This window comes from Kitasatospora sp. NPDC057198, from assembly GCF_042670125.1.
In the GTDB taxonomy this organism is placed as follows: Bacteria; Actinomycetota; Actinomycetes; order Streptomycetales; family Streptomycetaceae; genus Kitasatospora.
Genome location: NZ_JBHUWH010000092.1, coordinates 1 through 21813, shown reverse-complemented (window position 1 = coordinate 21813; position 21813 = coordinate 1). Strand labels below are relative to the sequence as shown.

Annotated in this window: 16 protein-coding genes and 2 tRNA genes; 10 read left to right on the top strand and 8 right to left on the bottom strand. The window is 74.7% G+C overall.

Annotation, left to right across the window (positions count from 1 at the left end; genetic code table 11):
- On the bottom strand, positions 1-745 hold a 745-nt coding region (locus ACFUEL_RS13790; RefSeq protein ID WP_380236391.1), incomplete at its 3' end, for a GNAT family N-acetyltransferase.
- 653 nt (positions 746-1398) lie between these two features.
- Here ACFUEL_RS13790 and ACFUEL_RS13785 point away from each other — a divergent pair.
- Positions 1399-2340: a PAC2 family protein gene (locus tag ACFUEL_RS13785; protein ID WP_380236390.1), complete on the top strand. Its 942-nt coding sequence runs from the start codon at positions 1399-1401 to the stop codon at positions 2338-2340.
- Positions 2341-2353: 13 nt separating this feature from the next.
- Positions 2354-3316: an SGNH/GDSL hydrolase family protein gene (locus ACFUEL_RS13780; RefSeq protein ID WP_380236389.1), complete on the top strand. Its 963-nt coding sequence runs from the start codon at positions 2354-2356 to the stop codon at positions 3314-3316.
- A 121-nt stretch (positions 3317-3437) separates the two neighbouring features.
- On the opposite strand, the gene nirD is transcribed toward ACFUEL_RS13780, so the two are convergent.
- On the bottom strand, positions 3438-3785 hold the full coding sequence (nirD, locus tag ACFUEL_RS13775; RefSeq protein WP_380236388.1) for a nitrite reductase small subunit NirD: 348 nt from the start codon (positions 3783-3785) through the stop codon (positions 3438-3440).
- Positions 3782-6403, bottom strand: coding sequence for a nitrite reductase large subunit NirB (nirB, locus tag ACFUEL_RS13770; protein ID WP_380236387.1), 2622 nt, complete (start codon positions 6401-6403; stop codon positions 3782-3784). Before nirB ends, nirD begins: the two co-directional genes overlap by 4 nt.
- Before the next feature lie 453 nt (positions 6404-6856).
- Here nirB and ACFUEL_RS13765 point away from each other — a divergent pair, with 453 nt between their 5' ends.
- Both ACFUEL_RS13765 and ACFUEL_RS13760 read left to right on the top strand, forming a co-directional pair.
- Complete coding sequence (locus tag ACFUEL_RS13765) at positions 6857-9586, top strand: hypothetical protein (RefSeq protein ID WP_380236386.1); 2730 nt, start codon at positions 6857-6859, stop codon at positions 9584-9586.
- 194 nt (positions 9587-9780) lie between these two features.
- Positions 9781-10533, top strand: a complete 753-nt coding sequence (locus tag ACFUEL_RS13760; protein WP_380236385.1) for a sirohydrochlorin chelatase — start codon at positions 9781-9783, stop codon at positions 10531-10533.
- 7 nt (positions 10534-10540) lie between these two features.
- Here ACFUEL_RS13760 and ACFUEL_RS13755 read toward each other — a convergent pair whose 3' ends face one another.
- Together ACFUEL_RS13755 and ACFUEL_RS13750 are read right to left on the bottom strand one after the other, a co-directional pair.
- Positions 10541-12049, bottom strand: coding sequence for an MFS transporter (locus ACFUEL_RS13755; RefSeq protein ID WP_380236384.1), 1509 nt, complete (start codon positions 12047-12049; stop codon positions 10541-10543).
- Positions 12046-12696, bottom strand: a complete 651-nt coding sequence (locus tag ACFUEL_RS13750) for a helix-turn-helix domain-containing protein (protein ID WP_380236383.1) — start codon at positions 12694-12696, stop codon at positions 12046-12048. The genes ACFUEL_RS13755 and ACFUEL_RS13750 overlap by 4 nt, the downstream gene beginning before the upstream one ends.
- Before the next feature lie 118 nt (positions 12697-12814).
- Between ACFUEL_RS13750 and ACFUEL_RS13745 the strand changes: the two genes are divergently transcribed.
- The 4 genes from ACFUEL_RS13745 to ACFUEL_RS13730 all read left to right on the top strand — a co-directional run bounded on the left by ACFUEL_RS13745 (position 12815) and on the right by ACFUEL_RS13730 (position 17886).
- Entirely contained in the window at positions 12815-13171 is a 357-nt protein-coding gene (locus tag ACFUEL_RS13745; RefSeq protein WP_380236382.1) for a hypothetical protein, read from the top strand.
- 36 nt (positions 13172-13207) lie between these two features.
- Positions 13208-14479, top strand: a complete 1272-nt coding sequence (locus ACFUEL_RS13740) for a deoxyguanosinetriphosphate triphosphohydrolase (RefSeq protein ID WP_380236381.1) — start codon at positions 13208-13210, stop codon at positions 14477-14479.
- 127 nt (positions 14480-14606) lie between these two features.
- Positions 14607-16514, top strand: coding sequence for a DNA primase (gene dnaG / locus ACFUEL_RS13735; RefSeq protein ID WP_380236380.1), 1908 nt, complete (start codon positions 14607-14609; stop codon positions 16512-16514).
- Between the two features lie 217 nt (positions 16515-16731).
- Entirely contained in the window at positions 16732-17886 is a 1155-nt protein-coding gene (locus ACFUEL_RS13730; RefSeq protein ID WP_380236379.1) for an RNA polymerase sigma factor, read from the top strand.
- 34 nt (positions 17887-17920) lie between these two features.
- Here the strand turns inward: ACFUEL_RS13730 and ACFUEL_RS13725 are convergent, their stop codons facing one another.
- From ACFUEL_RS13725 to ACFUEL_RS13715, 3 genes are all read right to left on the bottom strand, one after another.
- Entirely contained in the window at positions 17921-19327 is a 1407-nt protein-coding gene (locus tag ACFUEL_RS13725; protein ID WP_380236378.1) for a glutamate decarboxylase, read from the bottom strand.
- A 73-nt stretch (positions 19328-19400) separates the two neighbouring features.
- Entirely contained in the window at positions 19401-20831 is a 1431-nt protein-coding gene (locus ACFUEL_RS13720) for an FGGY family carbohydrate kinase (protein ID WP_380236377.1), read from the bottom strand.
- A gap of 120 nt (positions 20832-20951) precedes the next feature.
- A complete protein-coding gene (locus ACFUEL_RS13715) occupies positions 20952-21245 on the bottom strand; it encodes a hypothetical protein (protein ID WP_380236375.1) in 294 nt (97 codons plus the stop codon).
- 312 nt (positions 21246-21557) lie between these two features.
- Here ACFUEL_RS13715 and ACFUEL_RS13710 point away from each other — a divergent pair.
- A tRNA-Asn gene (locus tag ACFUEL_RS13710) sits at positions 21558-21630 on the top strand.
- A 5-nt stretch (positions 21631-21635) separates the two neighbouring features.
- Positions 21636-21708: transfer RNA gene (locus ACFUEL_RS13705), tRNA-Asn, on the top strand.
- Positions 21709-21813: the final 105 nt, after the last annotated feature.

Below are 21813 nucleotides of genomic sequence, written 5' to 3'. Positions count from 1 at the left end.
GCATCAGGGAATCACCGATCATCGGATCGGCGACCAGGGAGCTGCCGTGTCTAAGGCACTCCTGGTTGAGCGGCGCCGGGTCAGGCGCGCTGGGAGAGGTCGCGGCGGCGATCCGCAGCTCGATGATGTCCCGGACGGCGGGCCACTCCTCGTCCAGGATCGAGTAGAACGCGGTGGACCGGACCACCCCGTCCAGGCCGCGGGAGTGCGCCCGGCGGACGCCCTCCGAGGTGGCGCCCAGCCGCTCGATGGCGATCCGGGAGCGGGTGTTGCGGGCGTCGGCCCGCAGCGAGATCCGCTGCACCCGCCACACCTCGAAGGCGTGCCGCAGCATCAGCAACTTCGCCTCCGTGTTGATGCCGGTGCCCTGCGCCCGCGGGGACAGCCAGGTGTTGCCGATCTCCGCGGCGTCCGGGACCGCCTCCAGCGGGTCGCCGTGCGGCACGCCCGGCGCGGGCGGCCACACCAGCGGGCCCTGCCAGTAGTCCAGTTCGAGGAACCGGGTCGAGCCCACGACCCGGTTGTCGGCAGTGCTCACGGTCGCGAACGGCATCGACCGGCCCGCCGCACGATCGGCGAGGGCACGGGCGATGTACTCCCGGGCGGCCTCCAGGCCGTGCGGGACGGGGGTGAAGGCGTAGGTCGTACGGTCCTCGGAGCCTGCCACGGCCAGGGCCGCGGCGTGGTGCTCGGCGAGGGGCTCCAGCCGCACGGTGCGGCCGTAGAGGGTGACGGGTACGGGCACGGATCCTTCGGTCCTTCGGCAATCGTCGGGGCCCGCGTGCCGGGTTCGCGGCGCGAGGGCAGTGGTCGATGTCGCCCCGGCCCCGGAGAACGGCCGCCCGGGGGCGCTACGCCAGAGGCTCGGGCGTGCGGCGGGACGGCAGCCCGGAGGCGGGCAGCGCGGTGCCGGTACGGACACGGGTCGACGGACCGATCCGGCGGGATGAGCGACGGGACAGTGTGCGTCCGCGAGATGGCCGAGAGAGAAACGAGATCACGAAGCGAAGCAGGCGGCCAAGTGAAGGCAAGGTGCGCGTTGGATGGCTGGCATCGCAACGGACCGGGGCGTGGCCCACGACGTGACAGACGGCGTGGCGCGACGACGCGACGATGCGAGGCAGCGAGAGGACGATACCCGCCAGAAGGCGGTGCGTCACTTCGCGGCGCGCCAACGGGGGCGCGCGGGTCCTTTCGGCACGCCGGGACGCTCCGCCATCCTACCGGCCGACCCGTCTGCCACGCCTGCGACCAGGTGCTTTGCCCGGAGGTGAGAGGATTCGAGAGACGGCGTGAAGACTCGTGCGCGGGCGGGAATTCCGGCGGGCCGCCGCACGCTGGACAGATCAGATTCGAAAGCATTCCGAGACGACGAGACGGAACGGGGATGGGTGCGCCGTGCGTGATCCCAAGGAGCTGTACGAGCTGGAACCGCAGGGGGTGACCGCCCTGGCCGCGGCCCGTGCCGCCGCTGAGGCCGGCACCGGCCTGGTGCTGCTCTACCACTTCGAGGGCTTCATGGACGCTGGCGAGGCGGGCGGTCAGGTCGTGGAGCACCTGCTGGAGCAGGGCTCCCCGCAGGTGGTGGCCAGGTTCGACCACGACCGGCTGGTCGACTACCGGGCCCGCCGCCCCGCGATGACCTTCGACCGCGAGAGCTGGACGGACTACGACCCGCCGGAGATCCAGCTCCAGCTGGTGCGCGACTCGGTCGGCGCACCCTTCCTGGTGCTCACCGGCCCCGAACCGGACACCGAGTGGGAGCTGTTCGCCGCCGCCGTCGGCGACCTGGTGGAGCGGTTCGAGATCCGGCTCGCGCTCTCCTTCCACGGCATCCCGATGGGCGTCCCGCACACCCGCCCGGTCGGCCTCACCCCGCACGGCAACCGGGTCGACCTGGCCGCCGGCCACCCCAAGTGGTTCGACCAGGCGCAGGTGCCCGGCAGCGCCCAGGCACTGGTCGAGTACCGGCTCAGCGAGGCCGGGCACGACGTGCTGGGCTTCGCGGCCCACGTCCCCCACTACGTCGCCCGCTCGGCCTACCCGGCCGCCGCGGTGGCGATCCTGGAAGCCACCCAGTCCGCGACCGGCCTGGTCCTGCCCGGCAGCGAGCTGCGCGCCCGGGTCAACGAGGTCTACGCCGAGATCGAGGACCAGCTCTCCCAAGGCGACGGCGAACTGCGCTCGGCGATCCAGGGCATGGAGGGCCAGTACGACGCGGTCTCCGGTGCCGTCGACCGGGAGAGCCTGCTCGCCGAGGCCAGCGACCTCCCCTCGGCCGACGAGCTCGGCCGGAGGTTCGAGGAGTTCCTGGCCGAGCACGAGCGCGGCGCAGAGTAGGGTGCGCCGCCGGTTGTCGGTCGCCGCGGCGGCCCTGGCCGGGGCGGTTCTGATCGGCACCGCCGGGTGTGGTGCGGGGGCGACCGCCCCGGCGCCCAGACCCGAACAGCCCTCTCCGAAGCTCTCTCCGAAGTCCTCCCCGACGCCCTCCGCCACCCCGGTCACCGGGCCGTACGTGGCCCTCGGCGACTCCTACACCTCGGGCCTGCGGATCCCGCCGCAGAGCGGTTCCCCGCAGGGCTGCGGCCGCTCGGGCGCCAACTACCCCTCCCTGGTGGCCCAACGGCTCGACCTCGGGGACTTCACCGACGTCAGCTGCAGCGGAGCGCGCACCGGAGACCTGACGGCCTCCCAGCGGACCGACGACGGAACCAACCCGCCGCAGCTGGACGCGCTCGGAGCGGCCACCCGGCTGGTGACGCTCGGGATCGGCGGCAACGACGCCGGCTTCCTCGACGTGCTGGGCCGCTGCGCGATCGAGAACGTCCGGCACAGCCTGACCGGCGAGAGCGACGACGCCCCCTGCCGGACGTACTACACGACCGGCGGAGGGCAGGGCGAGGTCCAGCAGAAGCTGGCGGCCACCGGTGAACGGCTCACCGCCGCCCTCGCCGAGATCAAGCGGCGCGCCCCGCGGGCCGAGGTGCTGCTCGTCGGGTACCCGGCCCTGCTGCCGCAGGACCCGGGCCGCTGCGCCGCGACACTGGGCGACGGGATCGCCGGCGCCGACGTGGGGTTCGTCTCCGAGCAGGAGCAGCGGTTGAACGACATGCTCCGGCAGCGGGCCCAGGCCGCCGGGGTGGCGTTCGTCGACACCTACTCCTCCTCCGCCGGCCACGACATGTGCGAGGACGCGGCAACCCGCTGGATAGAACCCCTCGCGCCCGCCCGGGGACTGGCGCCGATCCACCCGAACGCCCGGGGCCAGCAGGGCATGGCCGCCGCCGTACTGGCCGCGCTCCAACAGCAGCACTGACCCCGCCCCCGCCGGCGGGACGGCGGGGACGGGGTCGGTCAGGGAGAGTCAGGACGTTGGCGGGCCAGCTGGCGCCCGGTCGAGGTGTCGGACGGGCGTGGAAGGGGCGGGGCCGCCCCGGTCAGAGGGAGCGGGCCGGGTGGACGGCGATCCGGACGCCCTCCTCGTCCAGGCACTCCCCGGTGAGCAGGTCGAAGCGCTGCTTGAGCAGCGGGGAGGCCACGTACACCCGGCCGTCCGCGGTGGAGCCGAGCAGGCCCCGGGAGAGGACGTACGCACCGGTGAACGGGTCGCGGTTGTCGATGGCGTAGAGGCGGTCGTTGCCGTCGCGGAACACGGCGGCCTGGCGACCGTCCGGCAGCAGGACGGCGACGCCGCGGCCGGGGACCAGCAGCTCCCAGTCGCAGACCGGGGACCAGCCGGCGGGGGAGAGCAGCTCGACCCGGGTGGCGGTGGCGGTGGCGGTCATCGGGCTTCCTCCAGGATGCGGGTGGACGGGGCGTTGTCGGGGTCGAGGGCGGCCAGCAGCTGCTCCTCGGTGGCCAGCAGCACCAGGTCCGGCTTGACCTGGTCGCGCTCGGGCACGAAGCGGATGCTCGGGTCGGGCACCCCGGGGGCGTTGACGAAGGAGACGAACCGGCGCATCCGGTCGGGGTCGGCCAGGGTCGCCGCCCACTCGTCCTGGTAGTCGCCGATGTGGCGCGCCATCAGCGCCTCCAGCTCGTCGGCGATGCCGAGGGTGTCCTCGACCACCACCTCGCGGACGTGGTCCAGGCCGCCCTCGATCCGCTCCAGCCAGGTGGAGGTGCGCTCCAGCCGGTCGGCGGTGCGGATGTAGAACATCAGGAAGCGGTCGATCAGGCGGACCAGCTGCTCGTCGTCCAGGTCCTGGGCGAGCAGGTCGGCGTGCCGGGGGGTGGCGCCGCCGTTGCCGCCGACGTACAGGTTCCAGCCGGTGGCGGTGGCGATGACGCCGAAGTCCTTGCCGCGGGCCTCGGCGCACTCGCGGGCGCAGCCGGAGACCGCGGACTTGAGCTTGTGCGGCGAGCGCAGGCCGCGGTAGCGCAGCTCCAGCTGGATCGCCATGGCAACCGAGTCCTGCACGCCGTAGCGGCACCAGGTGGAGCCGACGCAGGACTTCACGGTGCGCAGGGACTTCCCGTAGGCGTGGCCGGACTCGAAGCCCGCCGCGACCAGCCGGCTCCAGATCATCGGCAGCTGGTCCACGCTGGCGCCGAACAGGTCGATCCGCTGGCCGCCGGTGATCTTGGTGTAGAGGCCGAACTCCTTGGCCACCTCGCCGATCACGATCAGCCGGTCCGGGGTGATTTCGCCGCCGGGGATGCGCGGCACCACCGAGTAGGAGCCGTTCTTCTGCAGGTTGGCCAGGAAGTGGTCGTTGGTGTCCTGCAGGCCGCTCTGCTCGCCGTCCAGGATGTGCCCGGACGCCGCCAACTCGGGTGCCAGCGAGGCGATGATCGAGGCGACGGTCGGCTTGCAGACCTCGCAGCCCTCCGACCCCTCCGGCGCCCGGCCGTGCTCGGCGAGCAGCTGCCGGTGCGTGGGGATCCGCTTGACCAGGACGATCTCGTAGAGCTCGGCACGGGTGTGGGCGAAACACGGACACAGGCCCCGGTCGACCTCGACGCCGCTCGCCTCCAGCTCGTCCGTGATGATCGTGCCGAGCAGCTTCACGCAGGAACCGCAGTTGGTGCCCGCCCGGGTGCACTTCTTCACCTCGGGGACGGTGGTGCACGCGTGGTCGGTGACCGCCGCCCGGACCGTGCCCTTGGTGATGTTGTTGCAACTGCAGATCACCGCGTCGTCGGGCAGCGCGGAGCTGCCGAGCGAGACGGCGGTGTCCGCGCCGGCCGGCAGGACCAGCGACTCAGCGGGGACGGGCAGCGGCCGCCCGGTGCCCGCCAGCGGGCGGAGCGTGGCGTACGCCGAGGCGTCGCCGACCAGGATGCCGCCCAGCAGCGCCCCCTCGCCGCTGACCACCAGCTTCTTGTAGACGCCGGAACGGGAGTCGGAGTACACCACGTCGAGCGAGCCGGGCGTGGAGCCGAAGGCGTCGCCGAAGCTGGCCACGTCGACGCCGAGCAGCTTGAGCTTGGTGGAGAGGTCCGCGCCGGTGAACGGCTGCGCAGCCTGCTCGGAGAGCTGCTGGGCCACCGAGACGGCCATCTCGTACCCGGGGGCGACCAGGCCGTACACCCGGCCGTCCACCGCGAGGGCGCACTCGCCGATGGCGAAGACGTGTGGGTCGGAGGTGCGGCAGTGCTCGTCGATCGCGATGCCGCCGCGCTCGCCGACCGCCAGGCCGGCCTCGCGGGCCAGCTGGTCGCGGGGGCGGACACCGGCGGAGAACACCACCAGGTCGGTCGCCAGCTCGGAGTCGTCGGTGAAGGACATGCCGACCGCGCGCCCGTCGGCGACGGTGATCGCCTTGGTGCCGACGCCGGTGTGCACCACCACGCCCATCGACTCGATGGTCCGTCGTAGCGCGGCACCGCCGGCCTCGTCGACCTGGACGGGCATCAGCCGCGGCGCGAACTCCACCACGTGGGTCTCCAGGCCCAGGCCCTTCAGCGCACCGGCCGCCTCCAGGCCGAGCAGGCCGCCGCCGACCACCGCACCGACCCGGGCCCCGGCCGCGTAGGACTCGATCGCCTGCAGGTCCTCGATGGTGCGGTAGACGAAACAGCCCTCGGCCTCCCGGCCGTCCACCGGGGGGACGAAGGGGTAGGAGCCGGTGGCCAGCACCAGGGTGTCGTAGGAGAGGGTGTGCCCGGCGGCCGTGGTGACGGTCCGGGCCGCCGGGTCGAGCGAGACGGCGGGGGAGGAGAGGTGCACCTCGAACCCGTGCCGATCGGTGAAGCCCTCCTCGGCGAGCAGCAGGTCGTCCGCGCTCCGGCCGGAGAAGTAGGAGGTCAGTCCGACCCGGTCGTAGGCGGGTCGGGGCTCCTCGGCGAGGACGACGACCCGGTAGCGGGCGGCCGCCCCGGTGTCGGCCAGGGCCTCCAGGAAGCGGTGGCCGACCATGCCGTAGCCGACCAGGAGCAGTGTGGGCTTGGTGGTGGTCATCGGGAAGTCCCTCCGAGGTCGTGCTCCGGACGGTGGGCGGTCGGAGCTGGCGGGCAGACCGGGCGCCGACCGGATCGCCTTCGGTCCGGTGGCGCAGCGCACCTCCGGTCCCGCCGGAGGTCTCGACCGGGCGGGCCGTCGATGGCCCGCGACCTGGTCGCTGTCGTGGCACCGAGCATGCGCGGGGGGTGTTTCCCGACCGGGGCCGCCCTGTTTCACCGCCGGAACTTCGACCTCAGCGACACCCGGCGGCCGCTGTGAGAGAGCCCGGACCGGCGCTGCCGGCAGCGCACCCTGAGGGCCCATTACCAGGCGGCGGACCTTCGCGGAGGCAGGAACGCCGATCCGGAACGGGATTCGCGGGGAAGTCGGTACGAGCGGGTGCGGGAGTGCGTACCCTGCACGCAGGGGAGCGGATTCGAAGATCCGGTCCGCGTCCGGCCGGGAGCTGGCATGACCACAGACGTGCAGGTGAGGGGCCGGGCGGTCCACTCCGCGGTGCTGCGCGAACTCCTGACGCTCTGGGACGAGGCCCGCCGGGTCGGCGGGCGGACGATCACCCAGAAACGGCTGGCCAGGATCGGCGGCATCGGCCCGTCCACCCTGTACGGCTGGCTGTCCGGGCGGTCGGTGCCCCGGGAGGTGGACCGACTCGCGCTCGTGGCGGGCGAGTTGGCCCGCGCCGCGGGCCGACCGGTGCGGTCGGCCTCCTACTGGTCCGTGCTCCTGGAAAGCGACCGCGACCGGGCCCAGCACTCCCGCCGGCAGACCGAGCACCCGCCGCCCGGCCCGGCCGGTCCGGGCGACCCGACCCGTCCGACCCGCCCGACCAGCCTGTTCGACCCGTCCGATCCGTCCGATCCGTCCGGCACCGTGCCGTGCCAGCCCGTCAGGCGGGTGGCGGCCACCCGGGGAACGGCGGTCGGCGGCGTGCGCCGCACAACCGGACCGGCCGGGGCGAGGCTGGTGAACCGCTACCGGGCGGCGCCCCCGGCCGCCCGGGCCGTCGTCGACGCCGCACTGGACGCGGTGCGCCTCGGCCACCGCCCGGCCCTGCCGGCGGCGCTGCTGGCGGCCTCCGCCCCGCACTACCTGACCACCCGGGAACGGAACGCCCTCCGTCCGGGCTGGGTGGCCGACGGTCTGGAGTACCTGCGCAAGGCCGTCCCCGGGACGGGCGCGCTCCTGACGACCGGCGACCCGCTGTCCGGCCGGGCGGTGGCCGCCCGGGTGGCGCGCGGCACGGTGGCGCCCCGGGGCCCGGAGGCGGCCCGCGGCACCGGAGGCCACGAGGTGCGGCTCGCCGAGGCACTGGTCCGGCAGTTGCGGCCGGAACGGGAGGGCCGCACCGTCCCGGCTGGCCTGTGGGAGTGCCTGGCCCGGTACGCCCACCCCGCCGACCGGTCCGCCCTCGCGCGCTCGGCGGCGACCCGGGGGCTCACCCGGATCGCGGTCGGGCTCTGCGCCTCGGCCGCCGAAGCGGGGGACGCCGCCGCGCTGTCGGCCGGCGCAGCCCTGCTCGCCGACGCGGGCCGAACCGCCGAGGCCGCCGACTGGTACGCCGCGGCAGCCGACCGGGGAGTGCCGCAGGCCGCGCTCCGGGCGGCCGAACTGCTGGAACGGGACGGCAGGTTCGAGCAGGCCGTCGACTGGTACGACCGTGCCGCACTGGCCGGGCACACCGACGCCCACTGCCGGGGCGCCGAACTCCTCGGCCGCTCCGGCGGGGACGGGATCGCCCCCGCCCTGCGGCGCTTCGAGGAGGCCGCCCGGGCCGGCCACCGCACCGCCCGCCACCGGGCCGGGCAGCTGCTCGCCGGACTCGGCCGCGACGACGAGGCCCTGGAGTGGTTCGCCCGTGCGGCGGAGGACGGACACCCCGGGGCGGCCGCCGACTGCGCCCGGCTCTGCGCCGCCGCCGGCCGGACCGACGAAGCGGCCGCCTGGTGGGAGCGGGCCTGGACCCGGGGCACGGTGACCGGCGTGCACGAGGCCGCCGGGATGCTGGAGACCGCCGGCCGGATTGACGAGGCCGCCACCTGGTGGGAGCGCGCGGCCACCCGCGGCGACGAGACCGCCTGGCACGAGGCTGCCGCCCTGCTCGCCCGGCACGGCCAGTACGGCAACCTGCCCTGGTACGCGCACATCGGCGACCCGCAGGCACTGCGCGACCGCGCCGAGCGGTGCGAGCGGGACGGCGACCCGGCCGGGGCGCTGGGCTGGTACCGGAAGGCGGCCGAAGCGGGCAGCGAGACCGCGCTCTTCCAGGCCGCCGACCTGCTGGAGCGGCAGGGCGACAGCACCCGGGCCGTTCGCTGGTACGAACGCGCCGCCGCCCGCGGCGACGTCTACGCGATGCGCGAACTCGGCCGCCTGCTGGGCGAACTGGGCCGCACCGGGGAGGCCGCGAGCTGGTACCGGGCGGCAGTCCGCGCCGGAGACCGGCACACCCTGCCGGACGCCCTGCCGGACGCCGCCCGGACCGCCGTCGTGCTCGCACCGGGCCTCGAACGCCGGGCACCGCAGGCACCCGCCGCCCCGGCCGGACACCCCGCGCCGGTGGCCCGGAACGCGGACCGGGTCCGTCGTGCGGCGGCCCCCGTCGCCGCCCCGGCCGGGCCCGCGACGCTGGCCGAGGCGGTGGAACTGCTCAAGGAGGCCGGCCGGTTCTTCGAAGCGGGCCTGCTGCTGCGCTCCACCGACCGCCCGGAGCGGGAGCGGCTGCGCGAGGCGTCCCGGATGCTGTCCGGGTCGACGTCCGGGGACGGGGCCATCGCCTGGGTCCAGCGGCTCGCCGACGCGGGCGACGGGCGGGCCGTCCGGGAGGCCGCCGAGATGCTGGAGAGCCGGGGCCGGATCGACGACGCGCTCGCCTGGTACGGGCGCGCGGCGGACGAGGGCGACCGGGACGCGCTGCTCGCCGCCGCCCGGATGCTCGCCGAACGCCGCCGGCCGGAGCACGCCGCGGAGTGGTACCGGCGGGCCGCCGACGCCGGCGACCCGCTCGCCCACCGCGAGGCGCTGATGCTCCTCCAGGAGCACGGGGCACCGGCCCGGTCGGTACGAGCGGCCGCGACCACAGCCACGACCGCGATCGCGCCCGCCGCGCCCGCCGGAACCGACCCGGCACCCCCGCCGCGAGTCCCCCGGCAGCCCGGGGCGCACCCCCACCGCGCACCCTGAGGCCGCACCGCGACCCGCACCGTGCCCTGACCCGACCTGCACCCCGACCCGACCCGCGCCCCCACCTGGGCCGCTCAGCCGCCGCCGGTGCCGCTGACGCCGCTCACCCGCGCGGGCCGGGCGGGTGAGAGCGGGGTAACCACCCGTGACCGATGGGCAACCGGGCCGAAACAGGCGTCCGGCAAGGTGGAGGTATGACCACCACATCGCTCCCCGGCCGCCTCGCCCCGCTGCGGGTGCTGCACGCGGCCCGCCGCCCGGCCCTGGTGCTGGTGGCGCACGGTTCGCACGACCCGGCCGCGGCCGCCGAACTCGGCCTGTTGCACGCCCGGCTGCGGCGGGCCCGGCCGGAGCTGGACATCCGGCTCGGGCACCTCGGCCTGAACGACCCGCTGCTGCCCGAGGTGCTGGACGGGCTGAGCGGCCGGGTGGTCCTGGTGCCGCTGCTGCTCAGCCGCGGTTACCACAGCAAGGTGGACATCCCCCGGACGCTGTCCGCCGCGCCGCACCTGGCGGGGGAGTGCGCCCCGCCGCTCGGCCCGGACCGGTTGCTCACCGAGGCGCTGGCCGACCGCCTGGTGTCGGCCGGTTGGCGGGGCGAGCCCGTGGTCCTGGCGGCCTCCGGCTCCCGGGACCGGGACGCCGCCGAGGACACCGGGGCGCAGGCCGCGCTGCTGTCGGCCCGGCTGGGCGTCACCGTCCGGCCGGGGTACGTGGCGGCGAGCGGTCCGAGCGTGGCCGAGCGGGTCGCCGAACTCACCGCCGAGGGCCACCCGCGGGTCGCCGTGGCCTCCTACTTCACCGCACCGGGTGACTTCGCCCGCCTGGCCGCCGCGGCCGGTGGCGCACTGACCTCCGCCCCGCTCGGCGACCACCCGGCACTGGCCGGGCTGGTCCTGGAGCGGTACCAGTCCTGCGTCACCCGGTCCCTCCGGCCGACGGGCTGACCACCCGTCAGCAGCGCTCCCGTCCGGCGGACCCACCCGGCTTCCGGCCCCCGTCCACGCCACTCCCGTCCACGCCACTTCCGCCCGCGCCACTCCCGTCCGCGCCCGCCCCGGCACCGTCCGCGCCCGCCCCGGCACCGTCGGCGTCCGTCGTCGGCAGGGAGGACGCGGGCGGCAAGGAGGGTGAGGACGGCGAGGGCGGCGAGGACGGCGCACGGCTCCCGCGGACCGGCGCGCGGCGCTCGGTGGGCAGGTCGCGGACGCGGCGCATCGGCGAGCACCAGAGGATCAGCGCGGCCAGCGGCACGCCGGCGGTCATCAGCCACATCGCGGGCCGCACGCCGAGCTGGGTGCCGAGGAAGCCGGCCAGCAGCGCGCCGAGCGGGATGGAGCCGAAGTTGAGCACCGCGCTGCTGGCGGAGAGCCGGCCGAGCAACTCCGGCGGGCAGTAGCGCTGTTGGAAGGTCGCCTTGACGACGTTCCCGGCGACGACCCCGCAGGAGGCGCCGAACCCGCCGATCAGGTACCAGGCCAGTCCGGCGCCGCGGCCGGTCAGCGGGATCAGCAAGGTCAGCGCGGGCAGCGCGAGTTCCAGCACCAGCATCGCCCGCGAGGTGCCGAGCCGGACGGCGGTCCGGCGGGCGATGGCCGCGCCGACGATGCCCCCGGTGGAGGCGGCCGCGACCAGCAGGCCGACGGTGCCCTCTCCGACGCCGACCTCGCGGATCAGGAAGACCACCAGGAGCGACTGGTAGCCCGTCAGGGCCAGGTTGGACGCGGCGCCGAACAGCGCGAAGGTGCGGAACCAGACGTCGGATCCGAGCAGTCGCAGGCCCTCGCCGACCTCCCGGCGCAGTGTCCGGCGGGTCCGCCCGCCGCGCCGGGGCTCGTGGTGGCCGATCCGGGCGGTGCACCAGAGCGAGAGCAGGAACGTCGCGGTGTTGGCCAGCAGCCCGTTGACCGGCCCGGCCAGCTGGGCGATCAGGCCGCCGCTGCCCAGCCCGGCGATGCCCGCCGCCGAGGCGCTGCCGTGCAGTTTGGCGTTGCCCTCGGACTGGTCGGCGGGGCCTAGCAGTTGCGGCAGGTACGCGGTGTACGCGGTCTGGAAGAACACCCCGGCGGCCCCGGCGAGCAGCGCGACGGCCAGCAGGTGCCACAGCGTGAGCGACCCGGCGAGCGCGGCCAGCGGGACGGTGGCGTACAGCAGCAGCGAGACGGTGGTCGCGGCGAGCATGATCGGGCGGCAGCGCAGCCGGTCCACCCACACCCCGGCGGGCAGGCCGATCAGCAGCCAGGGCAGCCAGCCCGCCGCACCGAGCACCCCGACCTGGAGGGTGCTCGCGTGCAGGGTGCTGACCGCGATCAGCGGCAGGGCCAGGCCGGTGACCGCGGAGCCGTACTTGTTGGCGGTCTCGCCGATCCACAGCATCCGGAAGTCGCGGTGCCGCCGCAGCAGTCCGGCGGGGGCGGGAACGAGGACGGGGTCGGCGTCGGGAGCGGGCAGGGGAGCGGTCACGGCCGTTCGGGGTCCTTCCGGGGGAGTGCCTGGATCTGGACGACGACCGGTCGCGCCGCCGGGTCGGGGGCGGCGTCCGGGTCGGGGGTGTGGCGGGTGACCACGGCGGACAGGTCGTCGATGAGGGCCTGCAACTGGGCGGGGGTGAGCCGCAGGTTGCTCCAGTCGGTGACGGAGCCGGTGCCGCGCCACTCGCCCTGCCAGTCGGCGGCCAGCGAGTCGGCGACCCGCTGGTACTGCCGGCGCAGGTTCTCGGCCTGGTAGACCGAGAGCGCGGCGCGGGTGGCCGGGTCCTGGTCGAAGTCGGTGGCGGACAGCACGATGGCGCCGCGCGCGGCGCGCCACCAGCGTTCCCGCTTGGTGCCGCGGCCGGGCTCCTCCTCGATGAAGCCGTGCTCGGCGAGGTGCCGCAGGTGCCAGCTGATGGTGCCGGTCGATTCGCCGGTCCGCTCGGACAGCCGGGCGGAGGTGGCGGGGCCGTTCAGCCGCAGTTCGTCCAGCAGTCGCATCCGCAGCGGGTGGGCGAGCCCGCGCAGCGAACCGGCGTCCAGCAACCGGCGCGGCGCCTCGTCGGCCGCCGGGGTGGCCGGCGGGGCGGCCGACGAAGCGGCTGCCGGGGCGGAGTCTTCGGGGCGGTTCTCGTTCATGGGTCCCACTCTAAGGTGCAGAGAAGCCTCTGCATAGAGAACTCTGCAGAGAATCCTCTGCATTTCTCGGCGCGCCCGGTCACTCCCCAACTCCCCTGCGCCGTGGGAGAGTCCGGCCGTGAACCGGTTGGCCGCCCCGCTGCGCTTCCTCACGGAGCTGATCGCCTGGGTGGCCGCGCCCTGGGCGCTCGCCCCGTACTCGATCCCGCTGGCCGTCCTCGCGGACCTGCTGCTGATCGGCCTGCCCACGGTCTTCGCCACCCCGGGCGACAAGGAGCAGGTGCTGGTGGCGGTGCCCGGGTGGGCCACCGTCGGCCTGGTGCTGGCACAGCTCGCCGCCGCGGTCGTCGCGACGTGGTGCGCCTGGCCGGCCTGGGCGGCGGCGCTCACCACCGTCCTCGCCGCGGCCTGCCTGGTGACCGAGCGGCCGCGTTGGCGCCGTCTGCTCGCCGCCCCGCGTTCGCGTGCCGCATGACCGGATGTCCGTCATCCGGCGTACGGTGACTGGCATATGAAGAACACGGCTCCGTACGATCCGCAGTCCGAGGCGCGCTGGGTGCCCGAGCCCGACAAGCGGCCCGGCCGCACCGCCTTCCAACGCGACCGCGCCCGGGTGCTGCACTCCGCCGCGCTGCGCCGCCTGGCGGGGACGACCCAGGTGGTCGCGCCGATGCGCAGCGACTTCCCGCGCACCCGGCTGACGCACTCGCTGGAGTGCGCGCAGGTCGGCCGGGAGCTGGGCGCGGCGCTCGGCTGCGACCCGGACCTGGTGGAGACCGCCTGCCTGGCGCACGACATCGGCCACCCGCCGTTCGGCCACACCGGCGAGGAGGCGCTCGACCAGGCCGCCGAGGCGTGCGGCGGCTTCGAGGGCAACGCCCAGTCGCTGCGCATCCTGACCAGGCTGGAGCCCAAGCGCTTCGCCCCGCTGGACGAGCCGGAGGTCCGGCTCGCCCCGTGGCCCGGCCGCAGCGTCGGCCTGAACCTCACCCGCGCCGCGCTGGACGCCGCGACCAAGTACCCGTGGGCCCGCGGGCAGCACCCCACCGCCCCCGGCTCCACCAAGTACGGCGTGTACGGGGACGACCTGCCGGTGTTCCGCTGGCTGCGCACCGGCGCGCCGGACGGCCGCAAGTGCTTCGAGGCCACGGTGATGGACTGGTCGGACGATGTCGCCTACTCCACGCACGACGTGGAGGACGGCCTGCAGGCCGGCCACATCGACCCGGCCGCGCTGGGCTCCCCCGGGGAGCGGGCCGAACTGTTCAAGATCGCCGAGCGGTTCGCCGAGGCCGATCCCGCCGAGTTCGACGAGGCGCTGGACCGGCTGCGCGCCGAGGACTGGTGGCCGGTCGGCTACGACGGCACCGCCCGCGCCCGGGCCGGTCTGAAGGACCTCACCAGCCAGCTGATCGGCCGCTTCTGCCTGGCCGCCGAGCAGGCCACCCGGGCCCGCTACGGCCCCGGCCCGCTCACCCGGTACGACGCCGAGCTGGTCGTCCCGCGCGGCGTCCGGCTGGAGTGCGCGGTGCTCAAGGCGGTCGCCGTCCGGTACGTCATGCAGCGCGACGAGCAGGCCCAACTGCGCTCCCGCCAGCGGGTGGTGATCGCCGAGCTGGCCGACGCGCTGCTGAACGGTGCCCCGCACCACCTGGACCCGGTGTTCGCCGCCCAGTACGAGGAGGCCGAGGACGGCAGGGCCGCGCTGCGCACCGTGATCGACCAGATCGCCACCCTCACCGACGCCTCCGCGCTCGCCCTGCACGCCAAACTGGTCGGCTGACCCCGGGCCGCCCGGCACCCGCGCCCGCACCGCCCGCGCCCGTACTGCCCGCGCCCGTACTGCCCGGCACCGGCGTCCGCACCGCTCGGGGCCCGGAGTGTCACACCCGCTCCCGTAGACTTTCCCGGTGGCCGGTCGGATCAGGGACGAGGATGTGCAGGCGGTGCGTGCCGCCCTGCCGATCGACGCCGTGGTCGGCGACTACGTGCAGCTGGCGGCCGGTGGCGGCGCGCAGCTGAAGGGCGTCTGCCCGTTCCACGACGAGAAGTCGGCGTCCTTCTACGTGCACCCGGGCAAGGGCGTCTTCCACTGCTTCGGCTGCGGCGAGTCCGGCGACACGATCACCTTCCTGATGAAGATCGAGCACTGCTCGTTCGCGGAGGCGGTCGAGCGGATGGCCGCCCAGGCGGGCATCACCCTGCGCTACGAGGAGGGCGGCTACAGTCCGCGCCACCAGCAGGGCGAGCGGACCAGGCTGGTCGAGGCGCACAAGGTGGCCGCCGCCTGGTTCCAGGAGCAACTGGCCGCGCCGGAGGCGGAGATCGGCCGCCGCTTCCTGGCCGAGCGGGGCTTCGACGAGGCCGCCGCCAAGCACTTCGGGGTGGGGTACGCCCCGGTCGGCTGGGAGCACCTGGTGCGCTTCCTGCGCGGCCGCGGCTTCACCGACAAGGAGATCTCGGTCGGCGGCCTGGCCTCGCAGGGCCAGCGCGGCGGCCTGATCGACCGCTTCCGGGGCCGCCTGGTCTGGCCGATCCGGGACAGCGCGGGCGACGTGGTGGGCTTCGGCGCGCGCCGGCTGCGCGAGGACGACAACGGCCCGAAGTACCTGAACACCCCCGAGACGCCGATCTACAAGAAGTCGAACGTCCTGTACGGCATCGACCTGGCCCGCAAGGAGATCGCCAAGTCCGGCCGGGCGGTGGTGGTCGAGGGCTACACCGACGTGATGGCCTGTCACCTGGCGGGCGTCACCACGGCGGTGGCCACCTGCGGCACCGCCTTCGGCGAGGACCACATCAAGATCATCCGTCGGTTGCTGATGGACACCTCCACCTACCGCGGCGAGACGGTCTTCACCTTCGACGGCGACGCCGCGGGCCAGAAGGCCGCCCTGCGCGCCTTCGAGGACGACCAGAAGTTCGCCGCCCGCACCTCGATCGCCATCACCCCGGGCGGCATGGACCCGTGCGAACTGCGCCTGGCCCAGGGCGACGAGGCGGTCCGCACCCTGGTGGACAACCCCGTCCCGCTGTTCGAGTTCGCGCTCCGTTCGGCCGTCGCCCGGCACCGGGTGGACACCGCGGAGGGCCGCGCGGCCGCGCTGGAGGAGGCCGCCGGGATCATCGTCAAGATCAAGGACCGCTCGATCCAGCACGAGTACGCCGTCCAACTGGCCGGCATGGTCGGCATCCTGGACGAGCGCTTCGTGGTCAACCGGATCGCCCAGCTCGCCCGCTGGCAGCGCGAGAACCAGCAGAGCGGCCCGCAGCGCACGTCGCGCCGCCCCGACGCTGCCCAGCCGCCCGCCCGCCCCGAGCGCCCGGCCTTCCGGCTCAACCCGCGCGACCCGGCCCAGTTCGTGGAGCGCGAACTGCTCAAGCTCGCCCTCCAGCACCCCGACCTGGTCAGTCCGGCCTTCGACCAGTACGGCGAGGACGAGTTCCCCACCCCGCCGTACCGGGCCGTCCGCCGCGCCATCGGCCAGGTCGGCGGCACCGCGTACGGTGCGACCCTGCCCGACTTCACCGCCGCCGTTCGCGAGGCCAGCCCGGACGACCAGGTCCGCGGCCTGGTCACCGAGCTGACCGTCGAGCCGATCCGCTCCCGCCGCAAGGCCGACGAGGTGTACGCGGGGGAGTTCCTGGTCAAGCTGCGCCTGCAGGCCGTGGACCGCCGGATCGACGAGGTCCGCGCCCACCTGCGCCGGCTCGGCGACCGGGCCACCGCCGAGGAGCAGCACCCGGTGCAGAGCGAGCTGTGGGCCCTGCAGCAGTACGGCCAGCAGCTCCGCTCCCGCGGCGCCGCCGCGCTCTGACCCGCCGCCGCGCTCCGACCTGCCGCCGCGCCCTGACCCGCTGCCGCGCTCCGACCCGCCGCTGCGCTCTGACCCGCTGTCAGGGGTCGGCACCCGTGCGCCCGTCGGGTGCCGCCCGGCCACCTCGCGGCCGCCGACAGGTGCCCGGGCCCGCCGCGCTGGGTATCCCCTCGGGTGTGGCGCGGCAACCCCCAGGCCGCGCGCGGCCCCTGGAGGGATGCCCGTGGAGCTTTCCGTTGCCCGCCCGCCCCAGACCGCCCCCGTCCGGGACGCCGCGATCCCGTCCCAGCCCGGCCCGCCCCCGTCCGGCCCGTCCGGCACCGGGCGCGCCCCCGCCCAGCAGCCTGCCACCGAAGAAGCCGTCCCTGAGGAGCTCGCACCCGGGGAACTCGCCCCCGAGGAGCCCACTGCCGAGGAGCTCGCCGAGGAGCCGCCGGAACCCGCCCTGGACGGGGGCGCCGGCCCGGCCGCCGACCTGCTGCGCCAGTACCTGCGCGAGATCGGCCGGATCCGGCTGCTGACCGCCGTCGAGGAGGTGGAGCTGGCCCGCGCCATCGAGGCCGGCCTGTTCGCGGAGGAGGCGCTGGACCGCGTCCCGCCCACCGACGAGCGCCTGCTCGGCGACCTGGACCGGCTGGTGGTGCTCGGCCGGATCGCCAAGCGCCGCCTGATCGAGGCCAACCTGCGGCTGGTCGTCTCGGTCGCCAAGCGCTACGTCGGGCGCGGCCTGACCCTGCTCGACCTGGTCCAGGAGGGCAACCTGGGCCTGATCCGGGCGGTGGAGAAGTTCGACTACGCGCGCGGCTACAAGTTCTCCACCTACGCGACCTGGTGGATACGCCAGGCGATGAGCCGCGCCCTCGCCGACCAGGCCCGCACCATCCGGGTGCCGGTGCACGTGGTGGAGCTGATCAACCGGGTGCTGCGGGTGCAGCGCTCGATGCTGCAGGAGCGCGGCGTCGAGCCGACGCCCGCCGAGGTCGGCGCGGCGCTGCAACTTTCGCCGGAGCGGGTCCGGGAGATCCTCAAACTGGCCCAGGAGCCGGTCTCGCTGCACACCCCGGTCGGCGAGGAGGACGACGTGGCCCTCGGCGACCTGATCGAGGACGCCGACGCCGCCTCGCCGGCCGAGAGTGCCTCCTTCCTGCTGCTGCGCGAGCACCTGGAGGCGGTGCTGGCCACCCTGGGCGAGCGCGAGCGCCAGGTGGTCCAGCTCCGCTACGGCCTCGACGACGGCCGCCCGCGCACCCTGGAGGAGATCGGCCACCTGTTCGGGGTGACCAGGGAGCGGATCCGGCAGATCGAGGCGAAGACGCTCGGCAAGCTCCGCGACCACGCCTTCGCCGACCAGCTCCGCGGCTACCTGGACTGAGCCGCGGAGCACCGCCCGGAGAGCCGCCCCCCGCTCAGTGGTGGAACCCGCTGCGCCGGGGCATCCCCAGCTCGCTGAGCGGCGCGGGCTGGCGCTGCAGCTCGGGCAGCAGCCGCTGCAGGTCGGCCAGCAGCAGGTCCGCCAGGTCCCGGGTGAACCCGTTGCGGCACACCACCCGCAGCACCGCGAGGTCGGTGCGGTTCTCCGGGAAGGTGTACGCGGGCACCTGCCAGCCGCGTTCGCGCAGCCGCCGGGAGACGTCGAACACGTCGAACGGGCAGTCGTCGACGGTGGTGAACGCGAACACCGGCAGTTCGGCGCCCCGGGTGATCAGCCGGAACGGCCCGAGCTTCTCGACCTCCGCCGCCAGGTACCCGGCGACGTCCCGGCACGCCTGCTGGATCGCGTGGTACCCGGCGAACCCGAGCCGCAGGAAGGCGTAGTACTGGGCGACCACCTCCGAGCCCGGCCGGGAGAAGTTCAGCGCGAAGGTCGGCATCTCGCCGCCCAGGTAGTTGACCTTGAACACCAGCTCCTCGGGCAGCGCCGCGCCGTCCCGCCACAGCGCCCAGCCGACGCCCGGGTACACCAGTCCGTACTTGTGGCCGCTGGTGTTGATCGAGGCCACCCGCGGCAGCCGGAAGTCCCACACCAGGTCCGGGTCGAGGAACGGCGCGACCATGCCGCCGGAGGCCCCGTCCACGTGCACCGGCACGTCCAGGCCGGTGCGCTCCTGGAAGGCGTCCAGGGCGGCGCAGATCTCGGCGATCGGCTCGTAGGAGCCGTCGAAGGTGGAACCGAGGATGCCGACCACGCCGATGGTGTTCTCGTCGCAGTGCGCCACCGCCTGCTCGGCGTCGAGGTGGAAGCGCTCGCCCTCCATCGGGACCAGCCGCGCCTCGACCTCCCAGAAGTTGCAGAACTTCTCCCAGCAGACCTGCACGTTGACGCCCATCACCAGGTTCGGCCGCGCCCCGGCCGCGTACCGGTCGGCGTTGCGGGCCATCCAGCGCCGCTTGAGCGCCATCCCGGCGAGCATGCACGCCTCGCTGGAGCCGGTGGTCGAGCAGCCCACCGCGGCGGCCGGGTCGGGCGCGTGCCACAGGTCGGCCAGGATCGCCACGCAGCGCCGCTCCAGCTCGGCGGTCTGCGGGTACTCGTCCTTGTCGATCATGTTCTTGTCGCGGCACTCGGACATCAGCCGGTCCGCGTACTCGTCCATCTGGGTGGTGACGAAGGTCGCCAGGTTGAGCTTGGCGTTGCCGTCCAGCATCAGTTCGTCGTGGATCAGCTGGTAGGCGACGGGCGGCGGGATCGGTACCGGGGGCAGCTGGTGCAGTGCCGGTGCCTGCTGCATCGCGCCCAGCGGATCGGTCAGTACGTGCAGCGGGCTGAACGGCAGCCGCTTCTCCTCGTCCTTCTTGCCCTTGTGCAACGCCATGGCGGAACGTCCCTCCACTCGTGGAAACTCCACGGTGGCACCGGGCCGGGACTCCCGCACATCAGGCGGCGGGTCAGGCGGTCTCGGGGTGGTACTGCTCGCGCAGCGCCGCGAACTGCTGGCGCACCGCGCTGCCGACCGCCAGGTCGTGCTCCTGGTCGGGGGCGAGCACGGTCAGGTCGGGCAGCTCCCAGTGCGGGGGCTCGGGCGTTCCGGCGAGGGCCCAGGCGGCCTGCCGGGCCGCGCCGCGCGCCGCGTGGTCGCCCGGCGGGGGCACCACCACGGGCAGCCCGAACAGCTGCGGCGCGATCTCCCGCACCGCGGGCAGCCGCCCGGCCGTCCCCAGCAGGAAGACCCGGTGCACCGCCACGCCGTGTCCGCGCAGCACGTCCAGCGCCTCCGCGAGGTTGCACAGCATGCCCTCGACGGCGGCCCGCGCCACGTGCTGCGGCGCCATCGACTCGGCCCGCAGCCCGGTCAGGGTGCCCGCGGCGTGCGGCAGCTTCGGCGTCCGCTCGCCGTCCAGGTACGGCAGGAAGACCATCCCGTACGCGCCGGGCGAGGACTGCAGGGCCAGTTCGGACAGGCCCGCCAGGTCGGTGCCGAGCATCGCGGCGGTGGAGCGCAGCACCTGCGCGGCGTTCAGGGTGGCCACCATCGGCAGGTGCCGGCCGGTGGCGTCGGCGAACGAGGAGACCAGGCCGGACGGGTCGACCACCGCCCGGTCGTGCACCGCGAAGATCGTCCCGTTGCCGCCCAGCGACACCACCGCGTCGCCGATGCCCAGCCCGAGGCCCAGCGACGCCGCCATGTTCTCCCCGGTGCCGGCCGAGATCAGCAGCCCCTCGGGGGTGTGCCCGGCGGGCTCGGCCGGGCCCAGCACGTCCGGGACGGCCAGCTCGTGGCCGAGCGCCAGCTTGATCAGGTCCTGCCGGTACTCGCCGGTGACCGGCGACCAGTAGCCGGTGCCGGAGGCGTCCCCGCGGTCCGTGGTGCGCCGCTTCGGGCCGCCCAGCAGCTGGGAGACCAGCCAGTCGTGCGGCAGCAGCACCTCGGCGATCCGCTGCGCCGAGACCGGTTCGAACTCGGCCAGCCAGCGCAGCTTGGCGACGGTGTACGTGGGGCCGGGGACGGCGCCGATCGCCTCCACCCAGGGCTGCGGCCCGCCCAGCGCGTCCAGCAGCGCGGCCGCCGAACCCGCCGAGCGGGGGTCGTTCCACAGCAGTGCGGGCCGCACTAGCACGCCGCCGGCGTCCAGCCCGATCAGGCCGTGCTGCTGCGCGGAGACGCCGATCGCCCGGACGCCCTCCAGCAGGCCCCCGGCGGCGGCGTCGCCCAGCGAGTGCAGCCAGGTCTGCGGGTCGACCTCGGTGCTCCGGGCGTCCTCGCCCTCGGGCAGCGGGTGCGGGGCCCGGCCCTGCCGCAGGACGGCGCCGGTGTCGGCGTCGCACGCGACGATCCGGGTGCGAGTGGTGGAGCTGTCGATGCCCGCGACGATGGCCATGCCGAGATCATGCCGCAGTCGACGGCCGGGGCGGGGCCGACTGCCGCAAGTGTTGCCCAGTCGGTACCGGAACCACCCCGTCCGACGACGGTCCGCGCCGGCCCGGCGGGAGGCGCCGGCTCAGGGGCGGACGGTGCCCCAGCCGTCGTCCTCGCCGTGCTGCTTGGCGAAGTACGGGACGCGCTCGGTGAGCGCGTTCGGGAGCTTCTCGCCGACCTTGTCGGCGACCGCCCCGGCGGCCTTCCCGGCGACCGCGCCGGCCTGCTGCTTGGCCTTGCCCGCCGCGTCCTGCACCCGCGGGTTCTCCCGCACGTGCCGGGCCGCGCCGGCCAGCTGCTCGTAGCGTTCGCGCCCGGCCCGGGTACCGAGGACGTACCCGATCCCGAGGCCCACGATCAACGACACCTTCCACATGTGCTGGTTCCACCCTTCGTCGCCGCGCGATTGTGTGCCGCGTCTACCCGTCCGGCCGGGGCGTGAACCACCCTGCCGGTGGCGGGTCCGGGCCAGCCGGCGCCGCCGTGCACCAGCATCCCCGTCCGCGCCCCCGGGCGCGCGCGGGGCGCGCCGGACCGGACCGCCGCGGGACGGGGGGCGAGGTGGGGGAGGAGGTCCGGGCAAAGCGATTGGCGGAACACCCCCCTGAGTGCGCTAATGTATGTCCCGCAGCGAGCACCGCAGGGCTGGAGCGATCCGGCGGCTCGGGTGCTGGCGGCGGAAGTACGATCCTCCATAGCTCAATTGGCAGAGCAGCCGACTGTTAATCGGCAGGTTATTGGTTCGAGTCCAATTGGAGGAGCGCGGTCCCCCATAGCTCAATTGGCAGAGCAGCCGACTGTTAATCGGCAGGTTATTGGTTCGAGTCCAATTGGGGGAGCTCCACCGGAAGTCACGGTGATCAGCACAGAGCGGAGGCCCCCGGCACAGCCGGGGGCCTCCGTGTTTTCCGGCGCTCTCAGCGGTCGGCGTCCTCAATGGTCGG